Source organism: Microbacterium sp. C23T (genome assembly GCF_053345975.1).
Genome location: NZ_JBKFBD010000034.1, coordinates 40,311 through 59,022 on the forward strand (window position 1 = coordinate 40,311; position 18,712 = coordinate 59,022).

The 18,712-nt window shown below is 70.9% G+C and carries 14 protein-coding genes; 2 read left to right on the forward strand and 12 right to left on the reverse strand.

All coding sequences use genetic code 11. From position 1 onward, the window contains the following. Positions 1-27: 27 nt before the first annotated feature. From ACLBXX_RS17435 to ACLBXX_RS17445, 3 genes are all read right to left on the reverse strand, one after another. Positions 28-1,134: a branched-chain amino acid aminotransferase gene (locus ACLBXX_RS17435; RefSeq protein ID WP_447659059.1), complete on the reverse strand. Its 1,107-nt coding sequence runs from the start codon at positions 1,132-1,134 to the stop codon at positions 28-30. 61 nt (positions 1,135-1,195) lie between these two features. Then, complete coding sequence (locus ACLBXX_RS17440; RefSeq protein WP_447659060.1) at positions 1,196-2,248, reverse strand: 3-isopropylmalate dehydrogenase; 1,053 nt, start codon at positions 2,246-2,248, stop codon at positions 1,196-1,198. Between the two features lie 7 nt (positions 2,249-2,255). Then, positions 2,256-3,797, reverse strand: a complete 1,542-nt coding sequence (locus ACLBXX_RS17445) for an MFS transporter (RefSeq protein ID WP_375871953.1) — start codon at positions 3,795-3,797, stop codon at positions 2,256-2,258. A 63-nt stretch (positions 3,798-3,860) separates the two neighbouring features. On the opposite strand from ACLBXX_RS17445, the gene ACLBXX_RS17450 reads away from it, so the two are divergent. Continuing rightward, entirely contained in the window at positions 3,861-4,406 is a 546-nt protein-coding gene (locus tag ACLBXX_RS17450) for a TetR/AcrR family transcriptional regulator (protein WP_387136796.1), read from the forward strand. Between the two features lie 77 nt (positions 4,407-4,483). Here the strand turns inward: ACLBXX_RS17450 and serA are convergent, their stop codons facing one another. The 8 genes from serA to ACLBXX_RS17490 form a co-directional block, all read right to left on the reverse strand. After that, on the reverse strand, positions 4,484-6,088 hold the full coding sequence (serA, locus tag ACLBXX_RS17455) for a phosphoglycerate dehydrogenase (protein ID WP_447659061.1): 1,605 nt from the start codon (positions 6,086-6,088) through the stop codon (positions 4,484-4,486). Between the two features lie 139 nt (positions 6,089-6,227). Beyond that, positions 6,228-6,602: a bacitracin resistance protein gene (locus tag ACLBXX_RS17460; protein ID WP_447659062.1), complete on the reverse strand. Its 375-nt coding sequence runs from the start codon at positions 6,600-6,602 to the stop codon at positions 6,228-6,230. After that, positions 6,599-7,144, reverse strand: coding sequence for a DNA polymerase III subunit gamma/tau (locus ACLBXX_RS17465; RefSeq protein ID WP_447659063.1), 546 nt, complete (start codon positions 7,142-7,144; stop codon positions 6,599-6,601). Before ACLBXX_RS17465 ends, ACLBXX_RS17460 begins: the two co-directional genes overlap by 4 nt. Positions 7,145-7,219: 75 nt before the next feature. Then, a complete protein-coding gene (locus ACLBXX_RS17470) occupies positions 7,220-8,074 on the reverse strand; it encodes a peptidoglycan-binding domain-containing protein (protein WP_387136789.1) in 855 nt (284 codons plus the stop codon). Between the two features lie 80 nt (positions 8,075-8,154). Further along, positions 8,155-9,444 (reverse strand): metallophosphoesterase, encoded by a 1,290-nt coding sequence (locus ACLBXX_RS17475; RefSeq protein WP_447659064.1) that lies wholly within the window; start codon positions 9,442-9,444, stop codon positions 8,155-8,157. A 24-nt stretch (positions 9,445-9,468) separates the two neighbouring features. Then, the gene (locus ACLBXX_RS17480; protein ID WP_447659065.1) at positions 9,469-11,403 is read right to left on the reverse strand and encodes a lamin tail domain-containing protein; all 1,935 of its coding nucleotides are present in this window, start codon (positions 11,401-11,403) and stop codon (positions 9,469-9,471) included. A 79-nt stretch (positions 11,404-11,482) separates the two neighbouring features. Further along, complete coding sequence (locus ACLBXX_RS17485) at positions 11,483-12,199, reverse strand: copper homeostasis protein CutC (RefSeq protein ID WP_447659066.1); 717 nt, start codon at positions 12,197-12,199, stop codon at positions 11,483-11,485. 82 nt (positions 12,200-12,281) lie between these two features. Beyond that, positions 12,282-12,677 (reverse strand): hypothetical protein, encoded by a 396-nt coding sequence (locus ACLBXX_RS17490; protein WP_447659067.1) that lies wholly within the window; start codon positions 12,675-12,677, stop codon positions 12,282-12,284. 9 nt (positions 12,678-12,686) lie between these two features. On the opposite strand from ACLBXX_RS17490, the gene ACLBXX_RS17495 reads away from it, so the two are divergent. After that, the gene (locus tag ACLBXX_RS17495) at positions 12,687-16,922 is read left to right on the forward strand and encodes an nSTAND1 domain-containing NTPase (protein ID WP_447659068.1); all 4,236 of its coding nucleotides are present in this window, start codon (positions 12,687-12,689) and stop codon (positions 16,920-16,922) included. A gap of 39 nt (positions 16,923-16,961) precedes the next feature. Here ACLBXX_RS17495 and ACLBXX_RS17500 read toward each other — a convergent pair. Next, on the reverse strand, positions 16,962-18,712 hold a 1,751-nt coding region (locus tag ACLBXX_RS17500; RefSeq protein ID WP_447659069.1), incomplete at its 5' end, for a 5'-nucleotidase C-terminal domain-containing protein.

The window sequence follows — 18,712 nt, forward strand, 5'->3', positions numbered from 1 at the left end:
CTCCAGAAGGTTCGGTGTGAGCGCCGCTCAGCTGTCGAGGCGCACGAGCCAGTTGTGCTTGTCTTCGCGGCGGCCGTACTGGATGTCGGTGAGCTCCTCGCGCAGCGAGAGGGCGAGCGAGCCGGTCGGCTGCTCGTCGAGGAAGTCCTTGCCCTTGAGCACGCCGATCGGGGTGACCACGGCGGCCGTGCCGCAGGCGAACACCTCGACGATGTCGCCGGATGCCACACCCTGACGCCACTCGTCGAACGACACCGCACGACCCTCGACCTTGTGGCCGCGGTCGGCGGCGAGCTGCAGGATCGAGTCGCGCGTGATGCCCTCGAGGATCGAGTCGGACTGCGGAGTGACGATCGTGCCGTCCTTGTAGACGAACACGACGTTCATGCCGCCGAGCTCCTCGACGTTGCGGTCCTGGTCGAGGAAGACGACCTGGTCGCACTCGTTCTCGTACGCCTCGGACTGCGGCAGCAGGCTCGCGGCGTAGTTGCCGCCCGTCTTGGCCGCACCCGTGCCGCCCTTGCCGGCGCGGGCGTAGTCCTCGCTGAGCCAGATCGACACCGGCTGCACACCGCCCTTGAAGTAGGCGCCGGCGGGCGAGGCGATGACGTAATAGCCGACCTTGTGCGCGGGACGGACGCCCAGGAACGCCTCCTTGGCGAACATGAAGGGGCGCAGGTACAGGCTCTGGTCATCGCCCGACGGCACCCACGCGCCATCGACGGCGATGAGCTCGCGCAGCGACTGGATGAAGTACGTGACCGGCAGTTCGGGCAGCGCGAGGCGACGGGCGGAGCGCTGCAGCCGGCGGCCGTTCTGATCGGGACGGAAGGTGTGGACCGAGCCGTCCGCGTGGCGGTAGGCCTTGATGCCCTCGAAGATCTCCTGGCCGTAATGCAGCACCGCCGCCGCGGGATCGAGCGAGAGCGGGCCGTACGGCTGGACGCGCGGTCGGTGCCATCCGCCGCCGACCGACCAGCAGATGTCGACCATGTGGTCGGTGAAGCTCGTGCCGAAGCCGGGGTTGGCGAGGATCTGCTCCCGCTGCTCGGCGCTCTTCGCCTGGAGGTTGCGGTTGACGGTGAACTCGAGAGGCGCGAGTCCGGTGTCGGGATCGGAATCGATGAGGGTCATGACGAGCCTGTGCTTTCGTGCGGTCGAGCCGCTGGATGGAGAGGCGCTTGCCGGTTCCAGGTTACGCCGGGAGCCGGCCGGCGATGGCGTCGCCGATCTGGGCGGTGGTGCGCGCTGCGGTGCCCCGGTTCGCGATGTCCTCTTCGACAGCCGTGGCGACGCGCTGTGCCTCGTCGGTCAGCCCGAGGTGATCGAGCAGGAGCGAGACGGAGAGGATTGCGGCCGTGGGATCGGCCTTCTGCTGTCCTGCGATGTCGGGCGCCGATCCGTGCACGGGCTCGAACATCGAGGGGAACGCGCCGTCGGGGTTGATGTTGCCCGAGGCTGAGAGGCCGATGCCACCGGTCACGGCGCCGGCCAGGTCAGTGAGGATGTCGCCGAAGAGGTTGTCGGTGACGATCACGTCGAAACGGCCCGGGTTCGTGACCAGGAAGATGGTTGCCGCGTCGACGTGCAGATAGTCTACGGCGACGTCGGGGTGCTCCCGCGCCACCTCGTCGACCAGACGCTTCCAGATGCCCCCGGCGTGCACGAGCACGTTCGTCTTGTGCACGAGAGTCACGCGCTTCGAGCGGCGCTCCGCCAGGTCGAACGCGTAGCGCACCACCCGCTCGACACCGAAGGCGGTATTCACCGAGGTCTCGTTGGCGACCTCGTGCGGCGTGCCGGTGCGGATCGAGCCGCCGTTGCCGACGTACGGCCCCTCGGTGCCCTCGCGGACCACGACGAAGTCGATGTCGCCCGGCTCGGCCAGCGGCCCCGGCACGCCCGGGTACAGCTTCGACGGACGCAGGTTGACGTAGTGGTCGAGCTCGAACCGCAGCTTGAGCAGCAGCCCGCGCTCGATGTTCGCGTGCTTCAGCCGCGGGTCGCCGGGCACTCCCCCGACAGCGCCGAGGAGGATCGCATCGTGCGTCTTGATCGCGTCGAGGTCGTCGTCCGTGAGCGTGTCGCCGGTCTCGAGGAAGCGGGCGGCCCCCAGCGAGTACCGCGTCTTCTCGAAACGGATGCTGCTGCCCGCGGTCGCGGCGTCGAGCACCTTCTCCGCTTCGGCGATGACCTCCGGACCGATGCCGTCACCCGGGATGACGGCCAGCTTCACGACACGCGACATGGTGCTCCTACGACTTCTGGCGGGACCCTCCCAGGGTAGTGGCCGCGATGACCCCCGCGACGACCACGAGGGCCGCACCGATCAGCGCAGTGACCGTGACGCCGGCGTCGAACGCCGTGGCCGCCGCCTCGAAGAGCGCCTCGCCGGACGCTCCACCGATCTGGTCGGCCGCGTGCACCGCACCCGCCAGGGTCTCGGACGCCGCCGCGGCCGCAGCATCCGGAACACCGTCCGGGACGACGAGATTCGTGCGGTAGAGAGCCGTCAGGATGCCGCCCAGCACGGTCGTGCCGAGAACAGCACCGAGCTCGTACGCGGTCTCGGAGACGGCGCTCGCGGCGCCCGCCTTGGCTGGTGGTGCGCTCGAGAGCACGAGCTCGTTCGACACGGTCTCGGCCGCGCCGATTCCGATGCCGAGCGAGATGAACGCCGCCACCAGCGTGCCGATGCTGTCGGGCCCGGTCGCGAACGCCACCGCGATGTAGCCCGCGACCGAGAACACCAGCGCGACCGGGACGACGATCCGCGCAGGCCACTTCTTCGAGATCGGCACGACCGCGAGGCCCGCCAGGATCATCATCGCGAGGCCTGGGACGAGTGCGAGACCGGCCTGCATCGGCGACAGCCCGACGATGAGCTGCAGATGCTGCGCGACGAAGAAGAGGAAGCCGACCAGCGCTATCACGCTGAGGAGGTTCACCAGCAGCGCACCGCTGAACGTGCCGAGGCCGAACAGCCGCATGTCGAGCATCGGGGTCTTGGCGCGGAGCTGGCGTCGTACGAAGAGCACGCCGAAGCCGAGTCCGACGAGCATCGGCAGCCACGCGGCGACGGTGAACCCGTGCACCGCGAGTTCCTTGATGCCGTAGACGACCGGGATCATCGTCGCCATCGACAGCGCGATGCTGAGCGGGTCGATGCGGCCGGGCTTCGGGTCGCGGCTCTCGGGCACGAGCAGTGGCGCGAGCACCAGAAGAGGGATCAGCACGGGCACCGACATGAGGAACACCGAGCCCCACGAGAAGTGCTCGAGAAGCAGTCCGCCCACGATCGGGCCGAGCGCTGCTCCCGCGGAGAACATCGATGCCCAGACCGCGATCGCGAGGCGCCGCTGATCGCGGTCGGTGAAGATGCTGCGCAGCAGCGAGAGCGTCGACGGCATCAGCATCGCGCCGAACACGCCCATCGCCGCGCGGGCTGCGATGAGCCACGCGGCGCTCGGCGCGAAAGCCGCGAGCACGGACACGGCGGCGAAGCCGGTCGCGCCGATGAGCAGCATCCGTCGTCGTCCGAATCGGTCGCCGAGCGTGCCCATCGTGACGAGCAGGCCCGCGAGCACGAGCGGATACGCGTCGATGATCCACAGCTGCTGGGCGCTCGAGGGCCCGAGTTCGAGGGCGATCGACGGCAGCGCGAAGCTCAGCACCGTGTTGTCGACCGACACGAGCAGCACCGGGAGCATGAGCACGACCAGCGCCGCCCAGCCGCGCCAGCCGACCTTCCGGCCCTGGGCGTCGGCGAGCGAGAGTTCTTGAGTGAGAGTCATCATTTCTATACCGTCCAGCCGGTATAGTAACAGGATGCGCCGACACCTGTCGATACCATCGAGGCCATGAGTCGCCCTCCCCTCGCCCGCGAGAAGGTGCTCGATGCCTTCGAGCAGATCCTCATCGAGGAGGGCGAGCGTGCGGCCACGATGGACGCCACCGCGAAGGCCGCGGGGGTCTCCAAGGGCGGCCTGCTCTACCACTTCGGCACGAAGGAGGCTCTCGAAGCCGCGCTCATCGAACGGCTGCGAGCGCTCGTGCAGGCGGACGTCGATCTGATGTCGTCCGCGCCGGAGGGCCCGATCGCCTACTTCCTGCACACGTCGGTGATGGCGAACGACCCGATCGACCGCGCGATCCTCGCGACATCACGACTCGCACAGGGAGGCGACGCGACGGCGAGCGACGCGCTGCGGCACATCAGAGACGACTGGGCCGCCGTGCTTCGGCCCCACACGAAGGACGCCACCGCGCTCGATCTCGTGATGCTCGTGAGCGACGGCCTCTACTTCAACAACGCCCTCGCGGGCGGCTCCATCCCCGGCCCGGTCCCCCGCGGCGAGGCGCTCGACGCGCTGGTCGCGCTCGTGGAACGCGCCGCGCGCCCCTGACGCGCGGGGTCACGGCGCACGAATGCCGCGCCACCGAGCACTCGTGAGGGCTCAGGGACGCGGCATCCGTCGCGGAATCAGGACTCGGTGATCTCGATCTGGCGGAACAGGTCGGCCTGGATCGCGGTGCTCACCTCGTCGAGCAGGGCGTCGGGCACCGGCGAGTCGACCGTGAGGACCGACAGCGCCTGCCCGCCGGCCGTCTGGCGCGCGATCTGCATGCCGGCGATGTTGATCCCCGCCTCGCCGAACTTCTGGCCGTAGATCGCGACGATGCCGGGCCGATCGGTGTAGAGCATGACGACGTGGTTCGTCTCGATCGGCAGCTCGATCGCGTAGTCGTTGATGCCGACCAGCTTCTCGACCTGCTTCGGGCCGGTGAGCGTGCCCGAGATCGCGAGCTGCGAGCCGTCCGACAGCGCGCCGCGCAGCGTGATGACGTTGCGGTACTCGGGGCTGTCGTCGTCGACGAGCAGGCGCACCTCCACACCGCGCTGCTCGGCGAGCAGCGGAGCGTTCACGTACGACACGGTCTCGCTGACGATGTTCGTGAAGACGCCCTTGAGCGCAGCGAGCTTGAGAACGCTGACGTCGTAGCCCTGCAGCTCGCCGTGCACCTCGACGTCGAGGCTCGTGAGCGGCGATCGGGCGAGCGCCGAGAAGATCTGGCCGAGCTTCTCGACGAGCGGGATGCCGGGACGCACGTACGGGTCAATGACGCCGCCCGCGACGTTCACGGCGTCCGGAACCAGCTCGCCGCCGAGCGCGAGGCGCACGGACTTCGCGACCGAGACGCCCGCCTTCTCCTGTGCTTCTTCGGTGGAGGCGCCGAGGTGCGGGGTGACCACGACGTTGGGGAGGTCGAGCAGAGCCGCGGCACTCCCGCCCTCCGCCGGGGGCTCCGATGTGAAGACGTCGAGCCCGGCGCCTGCGATCTCGCCCGCGGTGAGGGCCGCGTGGAGCGCCTCTTCATCGATGAGGCCGCCGCGCGCGACGTTGACCACGTACGCGGTCGGCTTCATGATCTTGAACTGCTCGGCGCCGATCATGCCCGTGGTCTCGGGGGTCTTCGGCATGTGGATCGTGACGAAGTCGCTCTGCTCGAGCAGCTCGTCGAGCGTGACCAGCTGCACGCCGAGCTGCTGGGCACGGGCGCTCGTGACGTAGGGGTCGTACGCGATGACGCGCACGTCGAACGCCTGGAGGCGGGCCGTGATCAGGGCGCCGATGCGGCCGAGGCCGATGATGCCGACCGTCTTCTCGAAGAGCTCGGTGCCGGTGTACGAGCTGCGCTTCCACGCACCGCCCGAGAGCGAGGCGTGCGCGGCGGGGATGCGACGCGCGAGGCTCAGGATGTGGCCGACCGTGAGCTCCGCCGCCGAGATGATGTTGGAGGTCGGCGCGTTCACGACCATGACGCCGGCGGTGGTGGCCGTCTTGATGTCGACGTTGTCGAGCCCGACGCCGGCGCGGGCGACGACCTTGAGGACGGGCGCCGCGGCGATCGCCTCGGCGTCGATCTTCGTCGCCGAGCGGATGAGCACCGCGTTGGCGTCGGCGAGGGCCGACAGGAGGGCGGGGCGGTCGGTGCCGTCGACGTTGCGCACGTCGAAGTCGGGACCCAGGGCATCGATCGTGGCGGGAGAGAGCTCTTCGGCGATCAGGACGACAGGCTTCGGCACGGGTGTTCCTTAGTGGGGCGGTGCGCGAACGCGCGGAGCAGAACCGGATGCCGCGCCGCACGCCGTCGGGGGGCGAGGCCTGTGCCAGCCTACCGCCCGCGCGGCGAGGCGCCCGACCGTGTGACGGCCGGCGACAGGCTCAGCCCAGGAAGGACGCCGAGTTCAGCGTCGTGTACGCGACGACGTTCAGCCAGAACACCGCCACCAGCGCGAGGCCGGTGAGCATCACGAGGAGGAGCTCGTGCGGTGCCCGCCGGTGGCCGATCGCGAACGCCCCGCCCCACACCAGCAGCGGGAAGACAGCAGCGAAGATCCAGATGAACCAGCCGAGGGCGTTGAGGGAGACGCCCGCGCCCCCGAACGTCTGCAGCGTGATCACCAGGTTGCCGATCGCGTTCCAGACCGCGTAGGCGTAGAACAGGCCCACGGCGCCCGAGATCGTCGCCACGAGCCAGGTGGGCGTCTTGCCGCGCTTCGCGGCCGAGGGCGCAGCATCCATCGCGTTCTCGCTCATTGTCCGATCGCCCCGATCATCACGAACGGCCAGGGCAGCAGCAGCACGACTCCGGCCGCGAGCCACGTGAACCGCAGCCACGCGCGCGAGGCGCGGGTCAGCAGCAGGGTGGTGGCGAACCAGAGCAGGGGGGCCAGCACGGCGAGCCACAGGCTTCCCTGGTACATCACGTCGGTCACGAGGTACTGAGCCCTCCCCTGCAGGCGCAGGCCGCCGATGAGCCAGCCGATCGCATATAGCGCGTACACGCCGCCGAGCACACCGAACGCGATCAGCGCGCCGTTGCCCATCGGCTGGCGGTCGGCAGTGACGGCAGGCGCCTCGGATGACCTCTCGGGAGCCGGTTCCACCGCCGGCGCGTCGGCGCCGCCCAGCGTCTCGCTGCCCCTGCCCACGGCGGTGAAGCCCTTCGGGAGCTCCGGCGGCGTCGACGAGGGCGGCGTATCGCGCTCGTCCTCCGGCTCTGCGGCCGCGCCGTGGTCGAGCGTGGGATCGTCGTCGCCGTCCCAGCTGAGGGCGTCGTCGTCGCGTCCGGTCGTCACATTCTCAGCGTAGTGCCGCGACTCGGCAGGCCCGGGTGCCACCCGCGATGGGCGCGGCACCCGGGCTCGCGTCGCTCAGTCGAAGAGCCGCAGCATCAGGGTGTGCCACGTGACCGGGCCTACGATCCCGTCTGCCGGCGGCGCGAAGAGCTGCTGGAACTCACGGACCGCGGCGTCGGTGGCCGGACCGAAGTCGCCGTCGACCGTGAGTCCGGCGAGGAGCGTCTGTACGCCGCGCACGGCCTCGCCCTTAGCCCCGCCCGGGCCGTCGCCCTGCTTCACGGTGATGATGAGGCTCGGCCAGTCCAGCTGCCCGAGAGTGGTCGAGATCTCGACGGCGCGCAGCGTCTGCTGGAAGGTCTTGACGGCCTGGCCGCTCTGAGGCCCGAACGCACCGTCGGCCGCGATGGTCGCGCCATGCGCACGCAGCAGATGCTGCGCGGCGAGGACGCGCCAGTTCGTCGCCTGCGACGACCCCTGCTTCACGAGCGCCCACGGCCGGTCGCCCGGCATGAACGTGCTGAAGAACGACCAGGTCTCGCGGCCGGCGACGCCGTCGAGAGTGAGGCCCCACGACTCCTGGAAGAACTCGACCCGCTCCTTCGTGATGGGGCCGAAGTCCCCGTCCACGACCAGCGGGTCCTCCCCCGGCGATCGCACGAGCCCGAACTGCTGAACGGCTCGCACGGCGTCGCCGGTCGACCCCTGCTGCACCGCGATGACGAGCTTGGGCCAGGTGACGGGCCCGACGATGCCGTCGGCGGGCACGCCCTGCGCGGTCTGGACGGCGGAGACCGCGGCCGCGGTCGCGGGCCCGTAGTCGCCGTCGACGACGACAGCATGGCCGTGCGCTCGCAGGAGGTATTGGATGCCGGGGACGATCGCGGCCGATGATCCCGGTCCGACGGTGCTCCACGGTTCGACGTTCATGACGGCTCCTCAGTTCTCGATCGATTGCGGGGCGTGCCGCCCCTCACGCTTCCGAGGCGTCCCCGGAGCGCGCTGATACCTCAGTCCCGCACGAGGGAGACGGCATCCGTCTCCACCGCCTTCGCGTACTGCAGCGCCAGCGGCACCGCGAACGCGTCGTCCTCTTCGGTGTAGCGGTGCTGGAGTCCCTGCGCAAGGATGCGCCAGGGCCGTTCGTTCGCCGGCGTCGCGTCGTCGCCGTCGTCGGGAAGGAACTGCGTGTAGTCGTACGGATGACTCGCCGTGGCGCCGAGCGGCACGGAGAACGTGTCGACCGCGAGCAGTCCCGCGGCCAGATCGACCTGGAGCAGCCGCTGGAAGCCCGTCGCCCGCTCCCCCGTCGGCGTGCGGAACTCCTGATAGTCGGCGAGCGCCTCGAGCACGGTGTGCCCGGGGATCCCGCCGGCGTTCTCGGTGACGATCGCGCCGAGCCCGTGGAAGTGTCCCGACAGCACGAGCACGACGTTGCGGTTCGGTGCGGCGACCCGCTCCCACAGCAGGTCGCCGTGCGAGACCCACCGCGAGGTGGTCGAACGCTCCGCGTCGTCGGTGGCGGTCGCCGGCGTCAGATGCTCGTGCGTCGAGATGACGATGTTCGCGTCCCGGTGGGCGGCGACGACGTCCTGCGCCCAGGCGATCTCGCGCTCGCCGTACGCGTACGGCAGCGAGATCATCACGAACCGCGCGCCACCCGCCGCGAACGACGACCAGTTCGCGCTGTTGTCGTCCGCGGTCAGCGAGCCGCCGAACCACGGCTGGTCGCGATATCGCTCCGGCCCGAAGTACTCGTTGAAGAGGTCGTTGCTCACGCCGCGCTTGTTGTCGTGGTTGCCCGGAAGCACGCTGTTCGCGATTCCTTTCGCATCCAGCACGCCTTGCAGCCGCGATGCCACCTCGTACTCGCGGCGGGCACGCTCTTCCGTCTGGCCCGGATCGACCCAGTTCTGGATGAGATCGCCCGTGTGGGTGACGAAGGCGAGCTTTCGCGCGTCGGCGTTCTCCGCCAGCCACGCCACCTCTCCCGCGTACACCTCGGGGTACGTCTCCGAGTAGTACTGGGTGTCGGTGAGGTGCCCGAGCGCCACGTCGTAGTCAGCGGGGTCGGCGAGCCCGTCCGCGTCGGCCGCGGCCGACTCTGTCCTCGGCACCACCTGCACCAGCAGGTCGACCGTGCCGCCGACGACCTCTTCGCCCCGCACGACTCCCTCGAGCCGTACCGATGCGGTGGCTGCGGCATCCGCTGCCGTCACCGCGCCGGCGGCTTCGTCGAGGGCGCGCCATCCCGCCCGGCCCGTGGCGCCGGCGGCGGGAGACCAGACCGACAGCCGCACCTCGGCCCGCCCGACGGTGCGGCCCTACCACGAGATGGTGCCGCCGTCGTCGGGCAGCCGCACGCGCATCCGCACGTATGGCAGGTCGTACCCGTCGTCGCGCGCCGTGAGTTCTGCGGCAGAGACCTCCTGCTCGCCCGGCGCGGTCCTGCTCGTGAGCGGCGAGGGCCAGGAACCGGCGTGGGCTGCCAGCACCTCCAGCGGGGTGCCGTCATCGTCCTGCGACGCGACCGCGAGGGCGGCGGCCTGGCCCGTGGCCGCATCGGCCGCGTCCGATCGGGCGCCGTCGAGTGCGCGCTCGATCAGGTCGTCCGCGGACGGCGCGCGGTGCGCGGCCAGCACACCCGGGGTCGCCGCGGCGGGGACGAAGTCGCTCGCGTCATCGCCGGTGAACGCGGCGCGCTGCATCGTCTCGCCGCGCAGCCGGTCGACGGCGAAGGTCGACAGCGCGAGTCCCTTCGTGCAGGGGCTGGGGACGTCCACGCTGCTGTCCATCTCGTTGCGGTGGAAGATGCCGACACTGTCGACGCGGCGCCCTTCGGCGTCCTGCACCCACACCCCCGCGCCCGCAAGCTCGAGCGGCTCGGCGTACGCCGCGTCGGCCGCGCCGGCCGCCGGTGTTCCTTCGAGGGCGGCCGTCCACGTGTCGTCGGGACCCAGCACCGTGCCCGGGCCCACGACGGCGAGGTCGTCGAACCGGCGGAAGCCGTCGGCACCGCACGCGATCAGCGTCCAGCCCGAGATGTCGACCTCGCGTGCACCGAAGTTCGCGAGCTCGACGAAGTTGCTCCGAGACATCCCGTCGATCTCGGGGTCGGTCGCGATCTCGCTCACCGCCACCCCCGGTCGGTCGTCGTACGCGAACGCCGTCGCGATGGAGGAGGTCGCCGCGGACGATCGCTCCGCATTCGGGGTGCCCGGCGTGCGGCTCGCGATCGCGAAGCCGCCGTTGGCCTGCCGCTGCCAGCTCTCTCCCGTGCGGTAGTCCAGCGTCGAGGGCAGCTTGTCGCGTCCGGTCTGACAGGCGGTGTCCTCGCGCGAAGACACCCCGACTCCGTCGACCCGGCGTCCGTCGGCATCGACGAGGAGCACGCCGTGCACGAGGTCGGCCAGCGACGTCTCGACGCGGATGTCCGCGTTCTGCGCGAATCCGGGACTCCCGATCACCAGGCGCTCTCCTGGCCGCAGCGCCGTGCTCTCCGCGAACACGTGCTGGAGCGCCTCGGTCGGCGCGGCGCCGGTGGCGGTGCAGCGGTAGAGCCGCCAGCCGCCGAGATCCACGACCCCCGGGCCGTCGTTGACGAGCTCGACGAAGTCGTCGCCGCGCCCGGCCGGGCCTGCCGCGGCGATCTCGGACACCCGCACCGGCTCGTCGGCGGCGATCGCCAGCCCGTTCGGCTCACCCGGAGTCGCGACGGCGCGCACCCAGCGCCCGTCGTCGGACGAACCGGCCCGCTGCCAGCTCTCGCCGAGCGCCGCCGCGGTGGTCACCGGCAGCTCGACGCCTCCACCGCATTCCGACGTCGTCGGCGCGGGATCGTCCGAGTACACCGCGAGAGCGTCGACGGTCTCGCCGGACGGGGCGATGACGATCAGTCCGTACCCGCGCTCCGAGAGACGGGCCGTCGGGAACGCCCGCCGCTCCCCTGCCCCGAGGATGACTCCCGCCAGATCCGCCTCGGCATCCGACGGGCGAGACCGCAGGCCCTCGTCGTCGCAGCGGAAGACCGCGTACCCCGTGAGATCGACCGGGCGATCACCGGGATTCTCGAGCTCGAAGAACCCGGAAGCCGAGCCCCGGACCCCTGCCGGTGCGACCTCGACGAGCGACACCGCGCCCGTCGACGTGGCGATTCGGGGCGATTCCGCCGCACCGGCGGGACCGCCGACCGAGGCCGCGATCCCGACGAGGAGCACGGATGCCGCAAGGAATGTGGTCACACGTTTCGTGGCGCGCACGCCTCGACGGTGACCCGGCGAGGTGAACCGGCACGGGCGCGGCGGCGATCATCCGGTGTACGGCCGCGGGACGCTTCCCTCAGCCGGCGGCGGCGACGGCCTCCGCCACGACCGCAGGGTCGGTGACATCGTGGCCGGGCGAGCCGCCGCCCGGCCCGGATGGGGCACCGTGGCCCGCGCGGGCGCGCGCCGAGAGGTGCACCGCATCGACCCCGGCCGCGAACAGCGCCGGGATATCGGCCGGGTGCACGCCCCCGCCCGCCATCACCTCGACAGTTCCCGAGCGCTCCGCGAACGCCGCCAGCATGGCGAGGCCGTCGATCGAACGCGGCGCACCGCCCGAGGTGAGCACGCGGTCGACGCCCTCGGCCACCAGCGCGTCGAAGACGGCCGACGGGTCGGCCGCGGCGTCGACGGCGCGGTGGAACACGAGCGTCGCTGGGCCCGCAGCATCCCGCCATCGACGCAGCGTGTCGACGTCGAGGCCGCCCTCGGAGGTCAGCGCGCCGACGACCACGCCGCCCGCGCCGCGATCCACGCACGCGCGGATGTCAGCCGCGACGAGCGCGACCTCCTCGGGGTCGTAGACGAAGCCGCCTCCGCGAGGGCGCACGAGCACGTTCACCATCCTGGGGTCGACGGCCGCGAGCACGGCTTCGAGCGTCGCGAGCGACGGCGTCAGCCCGCCGACGTCGAGGGCCTGGCACAGCTCGAGCCTCGCGGCCCCGGCCGCGATCGCGGAGCGGGCCCCGGCGGGGTCTTGGACGGCGATCTCGACGGGGCGCGGTGCGGACATGCCGTGAGCCTAGTCCGGCGGTGCGCCTGGCCGCAGACATGGTGAGACCCGCCGCGCTCCCGGGCGGCGGGTCTCGACGGATTCAAGAGAATCGCAGCTGCCGCGGCCTCGCGAAGAGGTGCCGGAACCACACGCCGATGCCGGAGACGACATGCGACGCCGGGCTTTCCGGCGTGATCGTCGCGCCGCGGTCGGCGATGCTGCGGAGAATCTCGTTCTCGCGATCCAGGGCGGCCGCCCGCTCGCGATCGAGCCGGTCGGCCGTGAAGGTCAGGGTGCTCCCGTCCATGGCCGTTCCTTTCATGAAGCTCGCCCGGGTTGGCGAGGGTTGTGTGATGTGAGTGGCGGTCGCGGCGCCGTGATACGCCAGGCCGTGAACACAGCGTCGCCGTATCCGGTATCGGACTCGGCTGCGCACGGTACTGGTCCGGTACTGGTGGGAACGGATGCCGTTGACGCTCGTTTCCGCGGAGATCACACTGCATCCATGGCCATCAGGGTTCTGGGGCCGCTCGACACGGGGACCGAGCAGACCCTGAGCCCGCGGGAGCGGGTGGTGCTCGCCGCACTCATCGTGCGAGCGGGACGCACTGTCGCGCCGGGCGACCTCGCGGAGGCGTGCTGGGGCGAGGATCCGCCGCGCACGTGGTCGCAGCAGGTCAAGACCTGCGTCGCGCGCATCCGCGCCGGGCTCGGAAGCGCAACGATCGTGACGCGGGGCTCCGAGTACACCCTCGGGATCGACCCCGCGACGATCGACGCGTTCGAGTTCGAGCGGCTCGTCTCGGGTGCGCGGCAGCACGCGCTGCACGACGAGCACGATCGCGCGGTCGACGCGTATCGGCGGGCGCTCGAGCTGTGGCGCGGCGAGCCGTACGTCGAACTCGCGGACTGGGAGCCGGCGGCGGTGGAGGCCGAGCGCCTCATCGAGATCCGCGACAGCGCCCAGGAGGAGCTGCTCGAAGCGCGGCTGGCGGAGGGCGAGCATCGCGCCGTCATCGCCGACGCGGAGCGCCTCGTGCGCGCCGCTCCGCTCCGCGAGGATCGCTGGGCGATCCTCGCGATCGCGAACTATCGCGCCGGGCGCCAGGCGGAGGCGCTCGCCACCGTGCGCGCCGCGCGCACGCGGCTCGCGGACGAGCTGGGCATCGACGTCGGGCAGCGGCTGCGCGAGCTCGAGGCGTCGATGCTGCAGCAGGATCCGTCGCTCACCCTCGTCAAGGCGCTGTATCGTGTGAGCGACGCCTGTCCGTACCGGGGCCTTGCGGCCTTCTCGATCGCCGACGCCGACGAATTCTTCGGGCGAGAGGGCGACATCGATGCGCTCCTGCAGCGCGTGCGGCCAGGAACGCTCACCGCGGTGGTGGGTGCGTCCGGTTCGGGGAAGTCGTCACTGGTGTTCGCGGGACTGCTCCCGCACGCCTCGGAAGGCCGCCGAGTGGCCGTCGTCACAGCGGGACGCGAAGCCGCGCCTCGGCTGCGCGGAAGGATCGAGAAGCGCGGCGCCGCCGACCTCGTCGTCGTCGACCAATCAGAAGCCGTGTTCCAGCTTCCGGCGCAGGAGCGGGACGAACTGTGCACGCTGATCGCCGGCGTCCTCGCTTCCGGGTCAGCGGTGGTCATGACGCTCCGCAGCGACTTCCTCGACCACGCGACAGGGCTCCCTCACATCGGCACGCTGATCGGCCGCGGCGTCTACGCAATCGGGCCACTCACGCTCGAGGGGCTGCGGGAGGCAATCGAGTGCCCGGCCACCCGTGCTGGCCTCCGGCTCGAGCCCGGACTCGTGGAAGTGATCGTGAGGGACGCCGACGACCGTCGCGCCACCCTGCCGCATGTCTCGCACGCACTGGTGGAGACCTGGATCCGGCGGGAGGGCGCGACCCTGACGGTCGCCGGGTACGAGGCCTCCGGCGGAATCGTCGGCGCCATCGCGCAGTCGGCCGAGAGCCTCTACCGCTCGCTCGATCCCGAGGATGCCGACGCATGTCGCTCCCTCATGCTGCGGCTCGTGCACCGCGGTGCGGACGGCGCGTCCGTGCGGCGCAGCGCACAGCTGGGGCCGCTGATCGCCGACCCCGCACGCCGCCGGGTGCTCGACCGCCTCGTCACGGCGCGCCTGCTCGCCACCGACAGCGACGAGGTGACGGTGGCGCACGAGGCCGTCGCGACGGCATGGCCGCGGTTGGACGGCTGGCTCGAGGAGGACGCCGAGGGAGCGCGCCTCGTGTCTGCTGTCGCGACCGCGGCGGAGCTGTGGAACGGGTCCGGCCGGCGCGAGGAGGATCTCCTGCGTGGCGCACGACTGCAGGCCGCGCTGGACTGGCGGGACGAGACGCGGCCCGACCTCACCACCGTGGAGCGAGAGCTGCTCGACGCGTCGGCGGAGCGGGAGCAGGACGAGGTGCGCGAGCTCGGCGAGCGCGCCGCACGCGAGAAGCGGAACAACCGGCGGCTGAGGTGGGCCGTGGGTGGCGCGGGTGTGCTGCTCGTGGCGGCAGTCGTCGGCGGAAGCCTCGCCGTGGCGCGGGGCAGAGAGGCGCAGGTCGCCGCCGAGAACGCGAGTGTCGAGGCGCTCGTGGCGACCTCGCTCTCCCTGCAGGACAACGATCGGGAGACGGCGGCGCTGCTTGCTGCCGAGGTGTATCGCCGCTGGCCCGACGACGCGCGCACGCGGTCGGCGCTGTGGGGCGTCGTGACGAACGGCGGAGGAGTCGTCGCCGTCCACCACGGCGACGACGCGTCGGTGCCATGGCTGGACGTCATCCCGGGCACAGACACCGCGCTGCGGGTGTCGGCGGCTCTCGGCGATCCCACAGCATCCACCGTCGACATCGTCGACCTCACGACCGGAGAGTCCGTGCGCACCCTGAACACGGTGCTGCCTGCAGTGGAGGGCTCATCGGAGCGCGCCGTCTCGGTGAGCCCGGACGGATCCACCGCGGCGATAGCCCTGTTCGTCTACCCCGATCCGAGCGTCGACGGCCCGTGCTGCTGGACAAGCCTCTCGATGATCGACCTGGAGACGGGACGATCTCGGTCCGAGGTCGACGTGATCCACACGATATTGACCACCCCCGCCGCGTGGGACGCGACCGGGCGCCAGGTGTTCATGGCCGACGCCTCCACCGGCGAACTCATGGCGATCGACGCCACGACGGGCGCCGTGAGGACATCGAGCGGCTGGGCACCCGCCCCTCAGCCGTCGATAGATCAGGTCACGTACTGGGCGAGCCCCGCGGTGCTCGACGACCGCCTCGTCGCCGTCGGCGCGGGCACCGAGATCCGCGTGTACGACCAGCACTCGCTCGCCGTCGCACGGACGATTCCGTTCGACGACGACCGGTCGAGCGAGGCGGTCATCACCGATGGCCGGGGTGGCCTGGTGACCGCCGGGTGGGATGGCTACGCGCGCATCGACCCGGACGGATCCGTCGCGTGGAGCCGATTCGGGGACCCGACGAAGAACTGCGTGTCGCTGCATCTGGCGAGTCCCGACACGGTCGCCTGCGGATCGTACGGAGGACTCTCGCTCATCGATCTCGACACCGGCGAGCCGACGGGCGCGGCGGCCCCGGTCCAGTACAACCGCAAGGCCTTCTTCGAGATCATCGACGACGAGTCCCTGCTCGCCTTCCCCACGGTCCCGGCGGTCTGGCTGCGCTGGCGGATCGACGGGGGCGGGGCGGGCGCGGACGTCGTCGCGAAAGGACGCGAACTGCTCGAAGGCCCGGAGGCCGGAGGCTCTCTCGTCGTGACGCAGCCGTCGGGCGGTGGACCGATGCAGCTCTGGGACATTGATCGCGACGTCCCCGTCGGCGAGGAGTCGGCGCGCATCGTCCCTCTCGGCAGCGGCGTCGTCGCCCGCTTCGCCGAGCGCGAGCCCGGTCCCCTGTATGCACGGTATGTGAAGCAATGGGGTCGCCCGACGCTCGAGAGGGTGTCGACAGGCGACGAGATCCCGCTCCGCATCCCCGGTCTGCCCGACTCGGTCAACGTCTACCCGGGCGGCTGGCCGGCGCCGGCCTTCGCAGCATGGCCGGACGGCGTCGTCGCCTTCGATCCGTCGACGGGCGAGGCCCTCGGCCCCATCCTGACGATCCCCGAAGGCTTCTCGGAGGTGAAGTCCGTCAGCGAGACTCCCGACGCCACTCGCGTAGTGCTCAGCTGGTGGAACACGACGCGCGCCGTTTACGAGACAGGGGTCTTCGATATCGCGACCGGCGACCTCATCGCACGCGGTCTCTTCGGACTGGAGGGCAGCCTCGCCGTCGACGACGACCGCATGGTCGGCGTCGCGGAGGACGACGCACGGATCTACGACCTCCGCACCCTCGAGCCGGTCGTGGCGCTCGCCCGGGCGGCGGGCGGCGGCAATCGGATCGCCGTCAGCATGGACGGTCGCACGCTCCTCAACGTCGGGTACAACAACACGCTCACGCTGTACGACCTGCCCGGGAACATCGCCCTCGCGGGTCCGGTCGACGGTGCTGCGGACGCGACCCGCGTCGCGGGCGGCTTTCTCACGGCGGACGGCGAACGCCTCATCGAGGCGCTCCGCAGCGGTATCCGGATCTGGGACCTGCGCACCGCGCAGCAGGCCGCCGACGCGTGCGCGCTGGCCGGACGCGAGCTGACCCCGGACGAATGGTCCACGTACTTCCCGGGCGAGGAGCAGGTCGAGACCTGCGCCGCGCTCGCGGCGACGACCGACGGAGACTGACCCGGCGCCCACGCGAGGGCGCCGGGCCTCACGCACGTGTCAGAACACCGGCACGCCCGCGCGTACCAGCCGCCAGTTCTCGACGTGGAAGTCGGCGGGGTCGATCACCCCGGTCGCCGAGGCGTACGCCACGATCGCCTCGCGGATCGCGACCTGCGCGTTGTAGACCACAGGGGCCGTCGCGACGTGCGGGAACCCGCCGCCACCCGATTGCCGGTAGTTGTTGATCGCCACCACGAACCGCTGGTCGGCCGCCACCGGCGCTCCGCCGAACGCGAGGTTCGCAATGCGAGACCCTTGGGGCTGGGAGATGTCGATGTCGTAGGTGACGCCCGAGAACTGGTCGAAGTTGTAGTCGGGCGTGTTCAGCGCGTTCGTCCAGGTCGCCGGTGCGACCGGGGCATCGGGTGCCACCTGCTGGAAGTACTTCGCCGAGTACTCGAGGTAGTCCTTGATCTGCGCGCCCGTGATCACCGACCCGAGCAGGGTGTTGTCGTAGATGTACAGCCCTGCGACGTCCTTGATCGTCACCTGCCCGGCCGGGAACGTCGCGGCGCGGTTGAACGGCGCCGCGAGCGAGATGATCGGAAGGGATGCCTCGGGGGTACCTGCGATCGCCTTCGACACGGTGTCGATCTGCACATGGTGGACGTAGTCGAGGATCGCGGTGTCCTTCCAGCAGGACTCGGCGGCGGAGAGCACCTCGGTGGAGATCGCGACCGGCGTGTTGACGTACGCGACGACGGCGTCGTGCTGCGCCTTCACGACCTGGACGAGGGCGGGGTCGTCGGCGACGGTGTTCGTATTGACGGTGAGGGACTTCGCTCCGGTGACCGCCCACCTGCCGCGGTCGATCGTGAGCGTGAGGTCGAACACGCTGAGGCGCTGACCCCAGTTCTTCGGCTCGCTCATGACGACCTGCTTGCCCGTGGCCTTGTTCGTCACGAACCGCTGCGGGATGTCGAGGTGGGCGTGGCCGAAGAGGATCGCGTCGATGCCGGGGACCTGCTCGGCGAGTAGCGCCGACGCGTTCTCAACCGGGATGTCGGTGCCGTACGACGACAAGCCGCTGTCGCCGGCGTGCACGCTGGCGACGACCACGTCGACGCCCTCGGCGCGCATCACGGGGACCCACCGTGCGGCGGTCTCCACGACGTCGAGCACGTCGATGCGTCCGCTCACGTTCGCCTTGTCCCAGATGACGACGCCGGGGTTGGTGAGGCCGAGCACGCCGACGCGGATCGGCTTGTAGCCCGGGATGTTCATCTTCTTGACGACGTAGGGCCGGAACGCGGGATCGGTTGTGCCCGCGTGCACGGCGTTCGCAGCCAGGGCCGGGGCATCCAACTGCGAGATCCAGTTGTCGAGGAAGTCGAGACCGTAGTTGAACTCGTGGTTGCCGAGGGCCACGGCGTCGTAGCCGATCGCGTTGAATGCGGCCGCGATCGGATGCACCGCACCCGACGCGGTGACCGGATCGACGGTCGCGTAATAGAAGCCCAGTGGTGACCCCTGGATCGTGTCGCCGGCGTCGAACAGCAGCGTCCGGCCCCGCCCGCGGTCCGCGCGGATCTGGTTCACGAGGCTCGACACACGGGCGAGCCCGATGGTGTTGCCGGCGCTGTCGCTGTAGGCGGCGTCCTTGTAGTAGTCCCAGTTGAGCGCGTTGGCGTGGATGTCGGATGTGCCCATGACGGTGATGGTCACGGACTTCCCGCCCGGTGCGGCAAGCGCCTGCGGCGACTGCACCCAGCCGGCCGCGGGGGGCGCCCCCCCGCCCCGGGCGCCCG